The sequence below is a fragment of the Schlesneria sphaerica genome (assembly GCF_044336245.1).
Classification (GTDB): Bacteria; Planctomycetota; Planctomycetia; order Planctomycetales; family Planctomycetaceae; genus Schlesneria; species Schlesneria sphaerica.
The window spans coordinates 709,643-728,753 of the sequence record NZ_CP172346.1 but is presented as its reverse complement, the minus strand read 5'-3'; the positions used below and the strand labels follow the sequence as shown (position 1 = coordinate 728,753).

At 56.4% G+C, this 19,111-nt stretch carries 15 protein-coding genes; 11 read left to right on the top strand and 4 right to left on the bottom strand.

Translation table 11 applies throughout. The annotated features are described in order from the left end of the window. The first annotated feature begins 100 nt into the window (after positions 1-100). The 8 genes from ftsH (at position 101) to hisB (ending at position 9,790) form a co-directional block, all read left to right on the top strand. Complete coding sequence (ftsH, locus tag ACGY09_RS02630) at positions 101-1,972, top strand: ATP-dependent zinc metalloprotease FtsH (RefSeq protein WP_397570370.1); 1,872 nt, start codon at positions 101-103, stop codon at positions 1,970-1,972. A 181-nt stretch (positions 1,973-2,153) separates the two neighbouring features. Next, positions 2,154-2,810 (top strand): hypothetical protein, encoded by a 657-nt coding sequence (locus tag ACGY09_RS02625; protein WP_397570369.1) that lies wholly within the window; start codon positions 2,154-2,156, stop codon positions 2,808-2,810. 63 nt (positions 2,811-2,873) lie between these two features. Then, on the top strand, positions 2,874-3,260 hold the full coding sequence (locus ACGY09_RS02620; protein WP_397570368.1) for an acyl-CoA thioesterase: 387 nt from the start codon (positions 2,874-2,876) through the stop codon (positions 3,258-3,260). Between the two features lie 137 nt (positions 3,261-3,397). After that, a complete protein-coding gene (locus tag ACGY09_RS02615) occupies positions 3,398-5,344 on the top strand; it encodes a translocase (protein WP_373651646.1) in 1,947 nt (648 codons plus the stop codon). A gap of 123 nt (positions 5,345-5,467) precedes the next feature. Beyond that, entirely contained in the window at positions 5,468-6,382 is a 915-nt protein-coding gene (gene rsmA, locus ACGY09_RS02610; RefSeq protein ID WP_397570367.1) for a 16S rRNA (adenine(1518)-N(6)/adenine(1519)-N(6))-dimethyltransferase RsmA, read from the top strand. Between the two features lie 61 nt (positions 6,383-6,443). Further along, a complete protein-coding gene (gene guaB, locus ACGY09_RS02605) occupies positions 6,444-7,931 on the top strand; it encodes an IMP dehydrogenase (protein WP_397570366.1) in 1,488 nt (495 codons plus the stop codon). A gap of 143 nt (positions 7,932-8,074) precedes the next feature. Then, the gene (gene hisC / locus ACGY09_RS02600) at positions 8,075-9,151 is read left to right on the top strand and encodes a histidinol-phosphate transaminase (protein WP_397570365.1); all 1,077 of its coding nucleotides are present in this window, start codon (positions 8,075-8,077) and stop codon (positions 9,149-9,151) included. 51 nt (positions 9,152-9,202) lie between these two features. Continuing rightward, positions 9,203-9,790 carry an imidazoleglycerol-phosphate dehydratase HisB gene (gene hisB / locus ACGY09_RS02595; protein ID WP_373651650.1) on the top strand — a complete coding sequence of 196 codons (588 nt, stop codon included), beginning with the start codon at positions 9,203-9,205 and terminating at the stop codon, positions 9,788-9,790. Between the two features lie 186 nt (positions 9,791-9,976). On the opposite strand, the gene ACGY09_RS02590 is transcribed toward hisB, so the two are convergent. Next, a complete protein-coding gene (locus ACGY09_RS02590; protein ID WP_397570364.1) occupies positions 9,977-11,551 on the bottom strand; it encodes a tol-pal system YbgF family protein in 1,575 nt (524 codons plus the stop codon). Between the two features lie 454 nt (positions 11,552-12,005). Here ACGY09_RS02590 and ACGY09_RS02585 point away from each other — a divergent pair, with 454 nt between their 5' ends. Beyond that, the gene (locus tag ACGY09_RS02585; protein WP_397570363.1) at positions 12,006-12,539 is read left to right on the top strand and encodes a hypothetical protein; all 534 of its coding nucleotides are present in this window, start codon (positions 12,006-12,008) and stop codon (positions 12,537-12,539) included. 205 nt (positions 12,540-12,744) lie between these two features. Here the strand turns inward: ACGY09_RS02585 and ACGY09_RS02580 are convergent, their stop codons facing one another. Both ACGY09_RS02580 and ACGY09_RS02575 read right to left on the bottom strand, forming a co-directional pair. Beyond that, the gene (locus ACGY09_RS02580) at positions 12,745-13,662 is read right to left on the bottom strand and encodes a DUF1559 domain-containing protein (protein WP_397570362.1); all 918 of its coding nucleotides are present in this window, start codon (positions 13,660-13,662) and stop codon (positions 12,745-12,747) included. A gap of 962 nt (positions 13,663-14,624) precedes the next feature. Continuing rightward, a complete protein-coding gene (locus ACGY09_RS02575) occupies positions 14,625-14,873 on the bottom strand; it encodes a hypothetical protein (RefSeq protein ID WP_373651654.1) in 249 nt (82 codons plus the stop codon). A 313-nt stretch (positions 14,874-15,186) separates the two neighbouring features. Between ACGY09_RS02575 and ACGY09_RS02570 the strand changes: the two genes are divergently transcribed. Both ACGY09_RS02570 and ACGY09_RS02565 read left to right on the top strand, forming a co-directional pair. Beyond that, positions 15,187-15,609 carry a DoxX family protein gene (locus tag ACGY09_RS02570; protein ID WP_373651655.1) on the top strand — a complete coding sequence of 141 codons (423 nt, stop codon included), beginning with the start codon at positions 15,187-15,189 and terminating at the stop codon, positions 15,607-15,609. Between the two features lie 249 nt (positions 15,610-15,858). Continuing rightward, positions 15,859-16,956, top strand: a complete 1,098-nt coding sequence (locus tag ACGY09_RS02565) for an SPFH domain-containing protein (protein ID WP_373651656.1) — start codon at positions 15,859-15,861, stop codon at positions 16,954-16,956. Between the two features lie 224 nt (positions 16,957-17,180). Here the strand turns inward: ACGY09_RS02565 and ACGY09_RS02560 are convergent, their stop codons facing one another. Next, positions 17,181-18,989, bottom strand: a complete 1,809-nt coding sequence (locus tag ACGY09_RS02560; RefSeq protein ID WP_397570361.1) for a sodium:solute symporter — start codon at positions 18,987-18,989, stop codon at positions 17,181-17,183. Positions 18,990-19,111: the final 122 nt, after the last annotated feature.

The window sequence follows — 19,111 nt, the reverse complement described above, 5'->3', positions numbered from 1 at the left end:
TCGCCTACACCCGGACATACTAATGACCGATGACACATCGAATAATGGTTCAGATTCCCCCTCAACCCGGCGTGAACCACGTCGTGAAGGCGGGGGCTCGATGTTTTCCCCTTCGTGGGGAATGCTGCTTGCCGCAGGGATGCTGATTGCATTCATCCTCTTCAGTCTGAAACAGCCCGTTGCTTCATCCGTCGACTACGTGTTCGTCTGGAAGGAAGCCGAAAAGCAAAACATTGACTGGGTCGAGTTTCAGGGAGACCGTGTCCGTGGACACTGGAAGAAAGTTCCCGAATCGCCCGACAGCAAGATTCCCAAACTGACCGATGACTTCGAGCTGAATCTGCCCGTCGCTGAAGACCATGAACTGAAGAATCACTTCATGGCGAATGGCGTAAAAATTAAGGCCAAATCCGCCAGCGATTCGTTCAGTTCGCGTGATTTTATTTTCCTGCTGATTCAGATTCTGCCATTTGCATTTCTCTTCTGGTTTTTGTGGTCCATGATCCGCAAAAACAGCGACCCCTTTGGGTCGGGGCCACTCGGTAGTTTCATTCGCAGTCCCGCCAAACGCTTCAAACCAAACGAACAGCAGACGACATTTGACGACGTCGCTGCGATGGAACATGCGAAGCAGGACCTGCAGGAAGTGGTCGAGTTCCTCAAGACACCTGGAAAGTTCCAGCGTCTGGGGGCACAGATTCCCAAAGGTGTGCTGCTGATGGGCCCCCCCGGGACGGGGAAAACATTGCTGGCACGAGCGACCGCCGGGGAAGCGGGGGTTCCGTTCTTCGCCATCAACGGATCTGAGTTCATTCAGATGTTCGTCGGTGTGGGGGCGAGCCGCGTACGTGACATGTTCCGCACCGCAAAAGAGAGTGCTCCGTGCATTCTGTTCGTCGACGAAATCGATGCCGTCGGCCGCATCCGCGGTGCAGGCCTGGGAGGCGGACACGACGAGCGTGAACAGACGCTGAATCAGATCCTCAGCGAAATGGACGGCTTCCAGCAGACGGAAGCGGTGATTGTGATCGCCGCCACGAACCGACCCGACGTGCTCGACCCCGCACTCCTTCGCCCCGGACGCTTCGATCGCCACGTGACGGTGGACCGTCCCACCAAGCAGGGACGTGCGGCAATTCTCAAGGTGCATAGCCGCAAAGTTCCACTGAGTGATGACGTCAAACTCGACGTCGTTGCCGCTGGATCGATTGGGTTTTCCGGTGCCGAACTGAAGAATCTCGTGAACGAAGCGGCGCTCAATGCCGCACGGGCAAATCGAGATGCCGTCACTGCCGAAGACTTCGACCAGGCGCGCGACAAGATTATCATGGGACCAAAACGAGAAGAAGTTCTGGGACCAAAAGAACGCGAGATGACGGCTTACCACGAAGTCGGTCACGCACTGCTCGCATGGCTGCTGCCCGAAGTGGATCCCGTTCACAAGATCACCGTCATTCCACGTGGTCGGGCCTTGGGTGTTACGCAATTGATGCCAGACGAAGATCGTTACAACGTGGGCGAACAGCGGCTGCACTCGCAACTGGCGTTCATGCTGGGGGGCCGTGCTGCCGAGAAGCTCATCTTCAACGAGTACTCCGCAGGGGCCGAAGACGATCTGAAACGAGCCACCCAGATTGCCCGCCGAATGGTGACACGCTGGGGGATGAGTGACGTCATTGGGCCGGTCGCCTTCCGGGATGGTGAAGAGCATCCATTCCTGGGCAAAGAGATGGCAAGCGAACATCGTGAATACAGTGATGAGACGGCACGTGTCATTGATTCCGAAGTTCAGCGGTTCCTGCTGAAAGCCAACGAGCGGGCGGTCAAGATCCTGACCGAAAATCGTGACAAGCTGGATTCCCTGACGAAGGCGCTCGTCGAACGAGAATCCCTGGACATGACCGAAATCACCGCCATTATCGGGCCCCCCGTCAGTCGCTCGGGTGAGATGGTGGCGTTGTCAGACGCTTAATTCACCGGTGGGGTCACCACGACCACATCGCAGGTACGATTCGGAAACCTCGGCCGCAGGCGGCAAATAATGACGCCTGCGGCTTTGGCAATTTCGGAATGATCATTCCCCGCATTTATGAACAAGGCCGTGGGCGACGTACGGCAGGTCCTGTCAATTTCACGCATCCGGAAGAGACGTTTTGAATCAGATCGTCCCGCCCCGATTTCTGTTTCGCTGGTCGTTCACCGCCCGCAAGCTGGCGAATCTGCCACGCTCGTCCGGTCGCCTGCTGGATCTTCCCGATGACTGTCTGTTGCCGTCGTTGAGTGAACTTGAGCAGCGTCGGGATTTCGCGACGGTTAAGCTCGCCTGGAATGACGGTGGTCTGGCTCTGGGCGTGGAAGTGAAGGGCCGTTCGGAACGCCCTCAATTCGTCCAGGGTGAAAATCAACTTCCGGACGGAATCGGGCTGTGGTTCGATACACGCAATACACAGACTGTGCATCGCGCCACCCGCTTTTGCCATCACTTCGTGCTCTTACCCCTTGGCGGTGGACCCAAACATACCCTTCCGGTCGTCAAGGCGTTACCCGTGGCACGTGCCCGAGAGGACGTAGCACTGCCCGATGCTGCACTTGTGCGAATTCAGTCAGAAGTCTCGTCGACCGGCTACTGGGTGGATGTCTGGTTTCCTGCCGAAGTTTTCTCGGGTTTTGATCCCGGGGCCAACGACAGGATTGGATTTCACTACGCGATTCATGACACGGAACTTGGGAATCAGAACCTGGCGGTGGGGAGTGAATTCCCGTTTGAATCGGACCCCAGCTTGTGGCAGACTGTCGAACTCGTCCCTTAAAATGGGCGACTGACTGTCTGTCGTTTGCAGGATACTGAGCGTAATAAGAGGTGGATTAAGTCGATGCTGAAGGAACACGCAATCCAGATCCGGGTTCGCTATTGTGAAACCGACGCGATGGGGTTTTTGCACCACTCGCAGTTCTTTAACTTCTTCGAGCAGGGGCGAACCGAACTGCTGAGGGCTCAGGGGGGCTGCTACCGCGATATGGAAGAGTCTGGACTGTTTCTGGTCGTCGTCCGTTTGCAGTGCAGCTATCACTCGCCAGCCCGTTACGACGATGTGCTGACGCTGACCACGAAGGTCGAAAATGTTTCGGCTGTCAAAATCGAACACAGCTACCGGCTGCATTGCGGCGATCGCCTGCTGGCCTCGGCGTCCAGCACACTGGCCTGCGTCGATGGAAGTGGCAAGATTCAGCGACTGCCCGATTCGGTTGCCGAAGACTGATTCCAGTGCATAACGTCAATCCGTCCGTCCCTCGCTCTGCTCGAACTGGAGCGAGGGTTCCCTTTTCTCTCTTTTCATTGATCATCCACGACCGAGCAGCATCTCGCACCTTCATTGAGCTCGGGGCTTCGGCAGCTATGTCCGCAATCACGGATTTCTGGTATCTGGCGAAGTCGGGAGGACGGCCCATGGCCGCCCGGGTGGCCCGCTGGAGCGGTCTGGCGCAGCACGTTGTCGAACTGTCCGAAGACTATTCCGGACTCACCGACGATGCATTGCTGTCTCTTTCCAAAGAGTTGCGTTGGCGATCGAAGTCAGGTGTCCCGCTCAAGGTGCTCTTGCCGCAGGCCTATGCCTTGGTGAGAGAAGCTGCACGGCGCGTCCTGGACAAGCAACACTATCTGGTGCAGATCATTGGTGGAATCGGGCTGTTCGAAGGGGGACTGGCCGAGATGCAGACGGGTGAGGGAAAGACACTCACTGCGACGCTGCCGACCTATCTGCGGGCACTGCCCGGTCGCGGGTGCCATGTGGTGACTGTCAACGACTATCTCGCCCAGCGTGACTGTGATCTGATGGGACCTGTCTACGAAAAGCTGGGGCTGACTGTGGGCAGTGTCGTCTCGTCCAGTCAGCCGGACGCCCGTCGGCGTGCTTACGCGAAAGACATCACCTATGCGACCAGCCGTGAGATTGGATTCGACTTTCTGCGAGATCGATTGAAAGTCGGTTCCCGGCTGGATGAGGCGTACCGTGCTCAACTGTTTGAGGCAGAGTCTCAGGCGGAAGCGGGGCCTGTGCAGCGCGGGCATTATTTCGCGTTGATTGACGAAGCCGACAGTGTCTTGATCGATGATGCGGTCACTCCGCTGATCATTGGACTGGAACGTGAAAACACGCAGGAAATTGAAGAGCTGCTTCACTGGTCCCGTGATCTGGTTCCGCAGCTCACGCTTTCCCAGGATTATCTGTTTGACCCGGGTAAGCGAACCGTTGAACTGACCAACGCGGGGACGCGGAAGGTTGTTCTCGCACTCAAGCCAACGCGACTCAGTTCATTCGACACTGAAAAACTTTATACGAGTGTTGAGCAGGCGCTGCGAGCCGATTACGCGTACGAGCGAGGGCGGGACTACGTCATTACAAAAAAGAAGGAAATCGCGATCGTCGACGAAGGGACCGGTCGGACACTCGATGGTCGCAAGTGGCAGGCAGGTCTGCATCAGGCGATTGAGGCCAAAGAGCGGGTTCCTATCACAGCGGAGACAGGTGAAGCGGCCCGGATCACCGTGCAAACTTTTTTCCGCCGCTACGAAAATCTGGCTGGGATGACAGGGACCGGCATCCAGGCAACTCGCGAGTTTCAGCACACCTACGGCCTGGGAGTGACCGTCATCCCCACGCACAGACGCTGCATCCGGCAAGGGTTAACTCCAAGAATCTTTCTCACCCAGGAGGCCAAGCGTCAGGGGCTGATCCCGGAAATTGAACGGCTATACCGACTGGGGCGGGCCGTCTTAATCGGAACCCCTTCCGTCGAAGCCTCTGAAGTTCTTGGGAGAGAGCTTCGCAGCCGAGAGATCGATTGCCAGATTCTGAATGCGCTGTTCGATGATGTCGAAGCGGAAATTATTGCGCAAGCAGGTCAGCCGGGGCGAATTACAATTGCCACCAACATGGCGGGACGGGGGACCGACATTCACTTGCACCCTGCGGTCAATGCAAGTGGCGGTCTGCACGTCATTGCAACGGAAATGCACACGAATCGGCGGATCGATCGTCAGCTGGTAGGTCGAGCAGCCCGTCAGGGGGATCCCGGTTCCTACCAGTTCTGGCTTTCTCTGGAAGACGAGTTGTTCCGATATCTGACCGCCGCACAGCTCACCAGGCTGCGTAACCGGGCTGCCGCCGTCTCGCGTGGTGGAGAGCTTGCTCCGAGTTGGATTCGCCCCTTCCGCCAGCTCCAGCGACGCATCGAAAATCAGGAACGCAAGTACCGTAAGCAGTTACTGAAACAAGAAAAAAGCCGCGAAACGATGTGCCGGGCGATGGGGCTGGATCCTTACCTGGAATTGGCGGAATAGTGGATTACAGGGCCGGTGAACCCGGAATGTCTCGGGAAACGAATTATTCCGGGTCGCGACACCCTGAAATTCTTTCGGACTTTTGGCTATACTCTTTCATTGCAACGAAATTACCGGATTTTCATGAACTCACCGCAGCGGCAAACACGATCCCACTTAATTTCCCTGTTCGAAGAACTGGGTTTACACCCGCGCGGGGATCTAGGTCAGAATTTTCTGATCGATCTGAACCTGCTGGAAATGATTGTCCAGGAGGCGCGACTCGGACCGGACGACGTGGTCCTAGAGGTGGGGGCCGGCACCGGGGGACTGACGACATATCTCTCTGCGGCAGCAGCGGTCGTCTCTGTCGAATATGACTCGAACCTCTACAAGCTGGCGTCGCGTGCGGTCGAGGGACGCAGCAATGTGACTCTCCTGCACACAGATGCACTCAAAAGCAAAAACCAGATCGCCCCGGTCGTGATGGAGGCCGTTCGGCGGGAACTGGCGGTCGATCCCAAGCGGCGGCTGAAGCTGGTGGCAAACTTACCTTACAACGTCGGTACCCCGATTATCTCGAACATCATCGCCAGCGACCTGCCGTGGGAGCTGATGGTGGTGACGATCCAGTGGGAATTGGCCGAGCGAATGGTGGCGAAGCCCCGAACCGGAACCTACAGCGCATTGTCGGTCTGGCTCCAGGCCCAGTGTGAGCTCAAGCTGTTGCGGAAACTGGGGCCCAGTGTTTTCTGGCCCAAGCCGATCATCGATTCTGCCATTTTGAGAATCGATCCGGATTATGAGGCCAAAGCGAAGATCGTGAATCGGGGCGAGTTTCAACTTTTTCTAAGAGACATCTTCACCCAGCGCCGTAAATTGTTGCGAGGGGTGATTGTCTCGCTATTCAAGCAAAAGCTTTCAAAAGAGCAGATCGACGAGGCTCTTGCTTCGATGCAGCTTTCTCCGGAAACCCGTGCCGAAGAACTGGATGTGAAGCAGCTGGTCGAACTGTCAAACCAGCTGCAGCGTCGAGTCATCGAAAAAAGACTGCAATAATCCAAGTTGATCATTGATAAAGAAATGTCGTTAGAGGTCGTGAGGAGGCTAGGAAATCATTATGGAAGATCGTATCGCATACAGAGGAATCACGTTCGACGATGTCCTGCTGGAGCCACGGTATAGCGAAGTCATGCCCAATGAGGCCGATGTTGCGACCCAGTTGACGAAGAACATCCGTATCAATGTTCCGATCGTCAGCAGCCCGATGGACACCGTGACGGAAAGCGAAATGGCCGTGGCCATCGCCCAGGAAGGTGGCATGGGGATCATCCATAAGAATATGTCTGCCGAACATCAGGCGATGCAGGTGGAACGAGTCAAGCGTGCTGAGCACGGTGTCATCGTGGACCCGGTGACACTGCCGCCGGAAGCGACCGCCGCTGAAGCGTGGGATATCATGGAAAACCGCAATATTGGCGGCGTTCCTGTGACCCGTAACGGTCACCTGATGGGCATCCTGACCCGTCGCGACCTGCGGTTCATGCTTTCCGGTGATATGGACAAGCCTATTTCGGAACTGATGACCAAGGACAATCTGGTCACGGCGAAAGAAGATACGACTCTGGCCGACGCACAGCGGATCCTGCTCGAAAACAAAGTCGAAAAACTGCTGCTGGTCGATGAGAATAACCTGCTCAAGGGTTTGATCACGATTAAGGATATCGACAAGAACCTTCGCTACCCACGAGCCGCCAAGGATTCACGCGGACGATTGCGAGTCGGCGCGGCGATCGGTGTCGGTGACTATGAGCGAGCTGAACGCCTGATTCAAAAAGGGGTCGACGTCCTCTGCGTCGACAGTGCTCACGGACATTCCCGCAACGTGGTCGAAACCGTCAAGGAATTGAAACGTCGCTGGGAAATCGACGTCATCGCGGGAAACGTCGCGACGACAGAAGGGGCCAAGGAACTGGTCCGTGCTGGTGTTGATGCCGTGAAGGTCGGTATCGGGCCCGGTTCGATCTGTACGACACGGATCATCGCCGGGATTGGAGTTCCGCAACTGACCGCCATTTCGAATGCATCGAAGGCGATCGTCGGAACGGACGTCTCCATCATCGCCGACGGTGGTATCCGCTACAGTGGCGACATTACCAAGGCCCTTGCCGCTGGTGCCCATGTCGTCATGCTCGGCGGACTGCTGGCAGGACTGGATGAAAGCCCTGGCGAAACAATTCTTTATCAGGGTCGACGCTTCAAACGCTATCGCGGGATGGGCTCGCTCGGGGCGATGGTTAAGGGAAGCAGCGAGCGGTATCGGCAGTCCAACGCGGACGAACAGCGAAGTTCCGGCCCCTCAAAGCTGGTGCCTGAAGGGGTCGAAGGGCGTGTCGCCTACCGCGGGGCTCTTCCCAGCGTGCTTTACCAACTGATCGGTGGTCTGCGTGCCGGGATGGGTTACTGTGGCGTGCAGACGGTCGCGGAACTCAGGACGCAGGCCCGCTTTATCCAAGTGACCCCCGCTTCGGTTCGGGAAAGTCATCCGCATGACATCTCGATCGTGGAAGAGTCACCCAACTATTCCGCGGAACATGCCCGCGAATAGAAGCGAGTCTGATCGGGGATGATTCGGCAGGAGTGACGCTACCCGCTTGATCCTGCGCCACTCGTCTCCGGACAAATCTGATCTGAAGACATTTCTCGTAACAGGGAGATGGGGTGGCGCACGGCTTTCCCATTGAGATGACTATGAGCCTTTTTCGACCTGAAATTGATCGACTTGCCGGCTACATGCCGGGGGAACAGCCACAGGATACGGGCTGGACGAAGCTGAACACCAACGAGAACCCCTATCCGCCATCACCGCGGGTTCTCGAAGCCATCAACGAAGCGGCACGCGGGCGATTGAATCTGTATCCGGACCCGCACGGGACAAGGTTCCGGAAGGCGGCGGCTGAGGTTCTGAACGTCGATCCCGACTGGATCCTGCCAGGAAATGGCAGCGACGAGGTCCTGACGATTCTGACTCGATCCTTCGCCGGGACGAGTGATCAGATTGCCTTTCCATATCCCAGCTACATCCTTTACGAAACGCTGGCTGACCTTCAGGGGGCGCGACATGTGCGACTTCCACTGGAACCGGACTGGTCGTGGAATTTCGAAAAGGTCATGCCAATTGTCGAGCAGTGCAAGCTGGTCTTCATTCCGAATCCCAATTCGCCTTCAGGCAATCGCTGGACCTGGGATGATCTGGTGTCGCTCACTCCGCGGCATGGTGTTCTGGTCCTGGACGAAGCCTATGGAGATTTTGCCGATCACCCACATCGGGGCGAACTGCTGAACAGCACCATCGGGACGCGACTGGTGATTACCCGCACGTTCAGCAAAAGCTACAGCCTGGCGGGGATTCGATTCGGGTTCGCGATGGCACACCCTTCCATCATTTCGGGTCTGCGAAAGATGAAGGACAGCTACAACTGCGACGCGATCTCGCTGGCCGCAGCCACGGCCGCCATCCAAGACCAGGAATGGATGCAGTCCAACGTCGCCCGGATTCGTACGACGCGCGAGCGTCTTAACGCGGCTCTTGCGTCTCTTGGGTTCCACGTCGTCCCCAGTCAGACCAACTTCGTCTGGGCAACGCATCCCTCGGGGGAACATAAGCGGCTGTACGAAGCCCTGAAGGCGAAGAAAATTCTGGTCCGCTACATGACGTTTCCTGACGTTTCCTGGGCCAATGCTCAAACGCTCGATGGGCTGCGGATCACGATCGGGACCGACGACGAGATCGAACTGCTGATTCGTGCTCTGACGGAAATCGTTTGATTCATTTTCGTATCTTCCGCTGACTTTTACAGACTTTCCGGACACTGACCCATGACGCGCATTGCGACCATTCAACGCAAAACGGCCGAGACCGACATTCAACTTTCGCTGAACCTGAATGGCAGCGGAAAAGCCAAGATTGAGTCGGGGGTCGGTTTCCTGGATCACATGCTGACGCTGTTTGCCAAGCACGGCCAGTTCGATCTGGAAGTCGCGGCCATCGGCGATCTGCATATCGACGACCATCATACGACGGAAGATGTCGGTATCTGCCTGGGCAAGGCCCTCGCGCAGGCGGCTGGTGATAAACATGGACTCACCCGCTATGGTTCGATGACGCTCCCCATGGAAGAGACGCTGGTCACATCCGCTCTCGACTTAAGCGGTCGCGTCAAGTTTATCTACAAGGTTGAGTTCCCGACGGAGAAGATTGGGCAGTTCGACACAGAACTCGTAGAAGAGTTCTGGCAGGCGGTGGCATCGAACGCCCTGATGAACCTCCATCTCGTTCTCCATCACGGGACCAATAGTCACCACATCGCCGAGGCAATTTTTAAGGCGACGGCCCGAGCCCTCCGCCAGGCCACCACGGTCGACCCTCGCCAGACCGGAGTTCCCTCGTCGAAGGGAACTCTGTAATCGTCTCGTGCAACGATGCTGTTCAAGGGGGGGAACGCCCCAGGCAGGCTCCACTTGCGGGGTTACCGCAGTTGCTGAGGGGAACCCCGGGGCAACGGCATCGGATACGAATGTGAGTAAAAGAAAAAGGGCAGGGGGATTCCAGTGGATCGACCCTGCCCTTCGTTCATAGATTGGTGAGCCAAACTATTTGGATTTCGCTTCGGTCCAGCGTTTGACTCGCAGCGCGTTCGCGACTCGATAGGGATCGTCGGACGATGTTCGATCAAATGTGGCAATCGCATCGGCATACTGGCCCAGTTCGGCGTGACTTTGAGCCAGCAGCGTTCGTGCGGGGAAGAACCATTTTCCCTTGCGGTCATACTTCTTGATGTAGTCGGTCAGCAGCTCGACTGCCGTTGCGTACTCACCCAGTTCGTACTTGCAGAGTGCGGTCCAGTAGAAGGCATTTTCGGAAGCCATTTTGTTCACGACTTCGACGTCGGGCGGGTTCCGCTCGACTTCAAGATGCCGGATTCTCAGATAGCGAGCAGTCGCCTCAGCGAACTTACCGAGCAGGTGATCTGATCGATAACGCTGGAACTTCCGCTCAGGCGTGCCGATCGTGAACTTGCCATCTTCGTGAAAATCGACGGGAATGGGGACGCTGAACGGTACCGTTAGCCGGTTCCATTCCAGTTGCTTCTCCTCGGCAATTTTCTTCATTTCTTCAGCCTGCTGACGCGGATATGGCCAGAGCTTCAGACTGTCGACGGACCAGTTACCCGCCTTGGCGACTCGTTGCAGCAAGCCCGTCCGGCCAGCTTCATCGCTCAGCGGATCGTACAGAATGCATAAGTCGCTTGGGGGAAGAACCTGTTCCAGGTCATGCATCCGTCGGCACCAGAACTCCATGCCGGTCATCACATAAACCGTGGCATCGCGTAGTTCATCTGCGGTCAGTCTGTAAGGGTCTTTGATGGCCATCTGCTGAAGCCAGTCGGGATGTTCGAGGATTTCGGCCAAGGTCGCGACCGAATCACGGGCAGTGTCCTCTCCTCCTCCAATAGGAAGTCCCAGTTGAAGGTCGAAGAGATAGACCTTGCCGTCGAGAATGACACCCAGCAACCACTTGTCGCTCGTCGACCTGGTGTCGGAACTGGCTCGCAGCACGATGGTGTCGATTCGCATCTGACGGAAAATCTCGGCACAGACCCATGCCCGATCCTCGGCGGAGCCGAGCCCTAACTGCATCACAAGGTACGGCTGCATCTGCAGCTCGATGTCGTCATCCTTCCAGAGGGCAACGTTACGACAGACGAATTCGACGATCGCCACAACTTTTTGCAGTTCCGACTGGCCTCGGTCAGACAAGTATCCTGCCAGCACGCGATGGAACATGGCATCCCGTACGTGTTGTGCGTCGATGGCGTCAAATTTTGCCTGATTCAGCCGTTCTTCCTCTTCAGGCTGGACCCAGCCGGACGGAGTGGTCACGGGTACGGATTGTTCAGCAGCAGGCTCTTTTTCGGCTCGCTTGTACCGCCATGAATTGAGCAGACTGACTGGCTTATCGGTGGCGGCATTGATTCCGAAGTTTTCCGGCCGAAGCTGATGGACGGCACTGGTCAGAACGTCGTCAGAGGAGGCTGTTGAAGTACCATCCTTTTTGCTATTCCCCGAAGAATCGACTCCTGAAAAAGGAGCCTTCACGACGCGCGGCCCACAACCTGGAAGTAACAGTAGCAATAGAATCAGGCAGAGAGAGTTCAACGAACGCATGTCACCGGCTCGAAAGTGGGAAAACGATCACGACTCTGACATATACGCCGAGCCGATCAAAAGCGTTGAATGACAATCGGAAACCCATCGACGGGATTCCCGTTCAGGCACGCAACTGGCAGGGCAGCAACGGAACAGAGAGGGTAGCCGGGAGGGATAAACAACGCAAATCTGCGTCGCAGTCTTTACTTCTGTCGAATTGGACCTGCTGGTGCTCCAACTCGTTTTCCCCGACCATCGTACCGAAGGGATGAGACTCAAGTTGTGAAAAAGTCCGCCAGAATCGATAAGTCAACGAATACCGTCAGCCTGAGGCCTCTTCCTAACAGCATCCGTATCGTGCGAAAAGAAGGTCGCAAAGTCTGTGACGGTCCTGGGGGCAGGGGTTGCCCATTCTCAGTCTGTCGGGGATATTCGATTTCTTTTACGACTTTGAGCCCCAAGGTGGCGATGAATGGCAACAGAGAGCTCCCTGCCGCGGAAAGGGAAAGCAGGACAGATCACGTTCGTGGTAGCCTGTCTGATCGCGCTAATCTGGTTCCGAAGTGTGTACGTTTATAACGTAATCAATATTCCCCTTGGATCTGACGAGTACTTTCAAATTTACTCCGCCAGCCAGTGCATCACTTTCAGTCGACTGTCACTGACCCGGATCGGCGATCAGGCCGATGGCCGACTGCGATCCTGGGGATCGGGGCGCGTTCGACCGAATGTCGCAGGAGCAAGGACGTGGGCCCAACTTGACATTGGAGACGCAGAGTTTCAGGTCGAAAACCCGGGCAAGCCGTTCGGTACGGCCAGCTTCAACTGTTCTCTCCGCACGTCAGATGGAACCTACCGCGGAATCTTCTCGTCACGCGCGTTCCCTTATTGGGCTTTCGTGCTGCCGCTGATGCTGTTCGCGGGGTATTTCTTCTACAGAGAATACAGAAATTCAGCTCCGGCTCTGCCTCTACCGCGTCAGAAAAAGCAGCGTAAAAAAAAGTAGTGCCTGTGATCCGAGCTCTCGCCCGGGAGTCACTTCGAATGATCTCCGTCCCCCCCCTCGATTGCCAATTTGAATCTGTCACATGCCTCGCGTGCTGCTCAAGACGTCGACGGCGATGATATTCTGATCACCGCCGTCGATCCCCGCAGAAACTCGTCGTCTCTTCTATCGTAAATTCGAGAGAAGTATTCGTCTCGATTTCCAATTAAAACTCGCCAATAATTTCTCCCGAAGCACGCGACGCCAGGCCCTGGTAGATCCTCAGATCGATACTGTTACTGATGAATCGAACGGAACCATCGCCCAGAACGAACTGTGCACCACCGACGTGATAGCTGGCGAATTCGTCAATGTGGATCAAATCACGATTCGGGGTGATATCGGTGTCCCCCAGGATTCGAACGATCGGATTCTCACCCCCACTCACTACTCCCGTCCACGTATAAAGCCATCCAGCGCCCGGCCGGGAAAGGCGTTCGCCCACCATCAGCGTGTTGCTCAGACCATCCGTCACGTCGACAAACCGAACGAAGCTGTTCAAATAGAATAGTCCGTCGCTGCGGCAGGGGAGTCCCGGAGCCAGCCCGTTGCAGAAATCGATCTCATCTGACCCGAACACGCCCGAGTATGTTGCTCCAGCGATTTCCGCGAGCGGTGTTTGTGTTCCTGCTGAGGTTATCGTCCATACTCGCGGTCCAATATCAGAGGGACAGCGGTAGACGGCGACCGAATTCGATCGGGGAGCAGCATTGCCTGGTGCGAGGATTGACTGACCGAAATTGATGGCATTGAAGAGTGGGGACTGATCGAGCTGCGGCAGCAGTCGCGCCGCCCAACTCCAGCCGTTCACTCCTTGGACATCAACCTGGTTTGAAGTGACGCCCACCCATCCCGGGGGAATTGCCTGAAAGTTGTCGTGGTAGTTGTGAAGTGCCAGCCCAATCTGTCGGAGCTGGCTTTTGCATTGAGTTCTTCGTGCGGCTTCTCTTGCCTGTTGAACTGCGGGTAGAAGCAGGGCGATCAGCGCTGCGATAATCGCGATCACCACGAGCAACTCAATCAACGTGAAGGCTTGCCTGGCAGATCGACGAATGAGACGAGACTTTTGCTTATTGAAAAACATGAGAAGGTATCCTTCATGAAAAACAGGTAGACGTTCGACGCATCCCTGGATCAAGCGAGATGGCGCTGTTATGCGGATGCACGCGGGTTTTGACTCGGTGAGTCCGTAGCGGTGCACTGGTTCGTAGAGCTGTCTATGTCCGTCCGTGCCGGAGTGCAGCCATGACCAACCGTGCAACGACCCAGCTACGGCGACCGAAAGTCGATCTGGATGTTCAATCGACTGGGTTGGCGATCTGGACCACGTCCCGAGAAACGGACGACCGCGTTAAGCGAGCAGCGATATTGCACTCTGAGGGGGCGATAAACGCCTCTCACCGAGGAAGGAACATCCCCGCGGACGGCGGGATTTGCGATTAAATCTGCCAGCGACAAAGCGCAATCGAGACAGATCGCGCGCAAGGATGCGGCAGTACGCAGTTGCACTCCGTGAACGGCGACAACAACGGTGTGGTAAGACCGAGCTGCAGGCGAGGATCACGGAGAATGAATTGAAACGCCAGACCATCCAGTCCTGTATAGCGCATTGCGCTGATTGCACAATCACCGAAGAGGGAGTCATTCAATTCGCACGGTACCGATGGATCTTCCGTCCTGATCGGTCCCCGGTCGATATCGTCGTTGGGACGGACACCCAGCAAGACAATGTGCCAGGCATGTCCCTCGGAAAGACTCTGAATCGGCGTGCCGCGACACTCCCCATCCAGGTCCGGACAAAGGACTGGAAAGTGCAATGCGTGCAGTATCAGTATCCAACCGATGAAGTATCTCAACTTGACGTCTGCTCCTGCACCGATCTTAGACCTTCACGTGATTCGGAGGCAAGGGTTGCTGTGGTTACCGATTTCGTCATAGAGACGCGTTGCTGAGCCGGTCCCGCCCGCAGCAGAAACGAAAGGGCTCTCGAAGTTGCGCCTGTCTTGAAGTAATTGAGAAAAACCCCCTTGCGAGAGGTTCTGGCAGTCAGGACTCGATTTCGCACAGACGTCCGGGTGCGGTGACATTTTCCAGCAGCATCCCGATCGTGGCCCTCTGTTGCGGATCGGGATTTGGAACTACTACGTGATTGGGAATCTGAACACAGTCGTCCGGAGCGTAGAACTGGTCACTGGCAAAGAGCGTGTCGGCAAGGGCCGCCGCAACCGCTTCCTCCGCAGTTCTTCCTGCGTAGACAGTTCGATCATCGACCCGGTAGGCATGGAATTCTGTCACAGTGACGGCCTTTCTCGTGATTGGTAACGCATCTTTTTCAGAGTGCATAATCTCCTGCAAGTGGCACGCCACGAGTGCCAGGAGTTACCCCTGCCATGCTGTCGAGCAGAACCATGGCGCCGAGTGGAAGGCATTTTAGACAAGACTCGAGTCCTCCTCCGCCGGTGCGAGTCGCAGACGCTCCACGCGAATCCGCTCGACTATCGGATCAAATTGAAAAGCGTTAAAACGGGACGCGCGCTCTGGACTAAGAACTGAGTCCAAGTCAGTAAACAGTCGACCTCGACTCATAACACTCTACAGGCGAATCAGCATGCCCTCCAAAGCACAACGGATCACAGGTTGGATTCTGACGGGACTGGTAGGACTGTTCGTAATTGGAGCCAGTGGAGTTCCGAAGTTCATCGATTTCCCCGGCAAGAACGAGATGATGGACAAGCTGGGAATTCCGTTGCCACTGCTTCCTGCGATCGGCACCCTCGAAATTGCGGTGACATTGATTTATCTTATCCCTCGCACGTCATTTCTCGGTGCGATTTTGTTAACTGGCTATCTGGGTGGAGCAGTGTTCACGCACGTTCGCGTTGGTGACGCCTGGTTCTTTCCGGTCATCATTGGCGTGCTGGCATGGCTTGGCCTGGCACTTCGTCAGCCGCTCATCTTTGGACTGGTCCAGCATGCGACCTGCGTTTCCTGCACGACGCCCAGGGACGGGGAATCTCCCCCGACGACCTGATCTGGCGGCTGCGACTCCATGATGACGTCCCCGACTGGGCTTGCGCCGCAGAGGCCGATGTCGCCATCAATTTGCTGGTTAAGAGGTTCCTCCAGAAGTACCAGACAAACTCTCAGTCATTTTGCAACCGGCAAAGCAAACATGGAACCATCGTTGGCCCTTCGGTAATTGTGGTCACTTGAGGCACACCATCCGCGTTGTAGAATTATCGAAACACGTCTTGATCACTCATCTGTAGAAAGAAATCACATGGGACTGTTCGGCAAGCTGCGCGGCGAGTTAATCGACATCGTCGAATGGATTGACGATAGCCGGAATACGCTTGTCTGGCGTTTCCCCCGCTACCAGAACGAAATCAAGCAGGGAGCACAGTTAATCGTTCGCCCCGGTCAACTCGCGATCTTTGTCCTGCATGGCAAAGTAGCCGACGTGTTCGAACCGGGTACACATACCCTCAACACTCAAAACCTGCCGATCCTCAGCACAATCGCCGGCTGGAAGTACGGCTTCAATAGCCCGATCAAGTCTGAGGTCTATTTCGTGACGACGCGACAGATCACGGATCTGAAGTGGGGCACACCCAATCCGATCATGTTGCGTGACCCGGAATTCGGACCAATCCGCCTGCGTGCTTTCGGTGTCTATGCCCTCAAGGCCGTGGATCCCAAGGCATTGCTGACAGAACTCATCGGCACCGATGGTATTGTCGAGACGGATGAAGTCTCTGAACTGATGCGGTCAATCATCGCGTCAGCCATGGCGGACATGCTGGCCGAAAAGCAGGTGGCGGCGCTGGATCTGGCATCCAAATACAACGAGTTCTCTGAGCAACTGCGAGCCTATGTGCAGGAACGCATCGACGACGAGTACGGTCTGGCGATTCCTCAGTTAATTATTGTCAATATCTCACTCCCTGAAGCGGTAGAACGTGCTCTGGACACGCGGACGAGTATGGGTGTCCTTGGAGACATGACCCGGTTTCAGCAGTACTCGCTCGGTGAAGCCATGCGAGAATCGGCAAAGAACGGCGGCGGAGGCGAAGGTCTCGGACTGGGCATGGGGGTCGCCATGGCAGGTCGGATGATGAGTACTCCGGGCATCGGCATGCCCGCCGGCGCCGCAGCCAGTCCACCACCCCTTCCTGCCTGGCACGTAGCGGTCAATGGGCAGGCTCAAGGGCCGTTCCCATCCGAGCAGGTTCAACAAGGGATCGCCGCAGGCCGAATTACTGCGGAAACACTCCTGTGGGCTCCACAACTCAGCGGATGGACAGCGGCCTCCCTCATCCCCGAATGGGCCGGGAGCTTCCAGAAAACTGCGACACCCCCTCCATTGCCGCCGCAGTAAAACTTGGAATTGAATCGCTTAGGTCACTGGGGAATACGTGACGGGGGACGACGATCTGTCGTCCCCCGTCGTTTTGACGCATGCAGTCTCGAGTTGATCTGATCTTGCCTCCGCGGATGGAAGTGATTCTCGCGAGCCTACGACATGGTGCCGTGATCAGGGCCAGAAAGAGCGATGCACGACGGGGGCACACATTTGCCCACGTCGTGCATCATGCTGATAACTTAGACGGAACCCGTTGCAGGGGCGGCAATCGTTTCAGTACTCGCCTTCGTCGGCTGGACGTCGAAGAAGCGTGAAACCCGTTCGGCGGAGGGAGGAGTTGTCATGAGACTGACGACAATCCCCGTTACCGCCGAGGCGAAAATACTCCAGACGATGGGATCAATTCCCCACACGTAGTAGGGGCGGAACAGACCGGGAAGTCCGATCTTCGGATCAGGGCCGAGAATCGAGAGCGCCAGCTTGGCGAGGGAATTATCTCCTGCAGCCGATGCCCAGTTTTGAATCCAGCCCGCTGAGAACAGACCGAAGTAGAGCAGGAAGCCAACCAGCATTCCTGACAGCATTCCTGCGGCACTCGTTCTGCGCCAGTAGCAGGCCATGAGGATTGGGGCGAGGAACGAGGCACCTCCGCCTGATCCACTGACGATCACCAGAGCCTGCAGATATTTCGGAGGATCAATGTTGGCGATGATCGCGATGGCACCGACTGCCAGCATCGACAGATTGGTCGCTCGGCGGACCTGGGCTTCCGTCGCGATGGGATTAATGAAGCGAACGTAAATGTCCTGCACCAACCCTGATGAAATCACCAGGATGAAGCAGCTTACGGACGCCATGATGGCACCAAAAGGTGCTGCCAGGATCAGGCCGCTCAGGAATGATCCCAGTGGCAACCCGTCTGTGACCAGCATCGACATTCGCGGAATCACTTCATCGGGCTTGTCGAGATTCGGCAGCATCGTTCGCGCTGCAATACAGGTCATCACGAGCGGGATGTAAATCAGACAGTTGTAGAAGCTGAGCAGTGCGATGGACTTTCTCATCACCTCGGTGCTTTCAGCTGCCATCACGCGGACCATACTGGCAGGTGAGACCATGCCAGCGAAGACCCAGATAAAGAACATGGAGAGGGCAAGACCCGGCGTCAGGAATTGACGTCCATCGGTACTGTGCCCCGGGCCAAAGGCGATCTCCGGCGATGTGTTGACGATCGCCGTTTTTGTGGCCTGTTCGAGACCTCCTGCCATCGGAACGGCGAGGCAGACTAGAATCATCACGCCGATCACCATCATCACGCTCTGGAAAAGGTCGGTCCAGACAGAAGCAAGGAACCCGCCGATCAGCGTGTATCCCACCACGGTTACGGTAAAGACCACCAGTCCGATGTAATACTTTTTGTCAATCGGCTTGGATGCAGGCTTTGCAACGGCTTGGCTTTCCACGGCGGCATCACTTTCCGCGCCCTCCGCCGTCGGTGGGGCCGCTTCTGTCGGAGCGGCAGCGGGTTCGTAATCTTCCGAAAGTGCCAGGACCCCCGAACCGGGCCAGGCATGCTTCATGATGGTGGCACCCGCTTTGAACTGAGCGAACATGGTGAACGACATGAAGGTGATGATCATGATCGACGAGACCAGGCCGATCCGTGCGTCACCGAAGCGCTCTCTTAACAAGTCCGGTACCGTGAATGAGTCGGTCATGCGGCTGAGCTGAGCCAGTCGCTTACCGACGACAGCAAATCCCATCAGCGGAACGATCATATAACTGCCGATCCACAGCAGCACGATCCAGCCGTGGCTGTACGCCAGGGCGGGGAATCCCATGAACGTTCCCCCGCTTTGGACGGTCGCCGTCAGGGCGAGGGCCCACGCCCCCAGGCCGCGGTTCCCCAGAAAGAATCCCGTCAGAAATTCTTTCTTCTCCATCGCCTTCTGTGCCAGGGTTCCCAGCCAGACCGAAGCGGCGATGAACAGTAGCAGCGCCAGCAGGACACTGTATCCGGGGTCAATGAGATCGGTTGCTGCAATCATTTGACAGTTGATTACCTAAACTTTGTGAGGGGCGATATCCAGGACCATCCTCTTCGCTCAAAGTCACAGCACCGATGCTTATTCTGAAGGATCGGTCTGAAATTCTCGCGGCTGGCCGGACA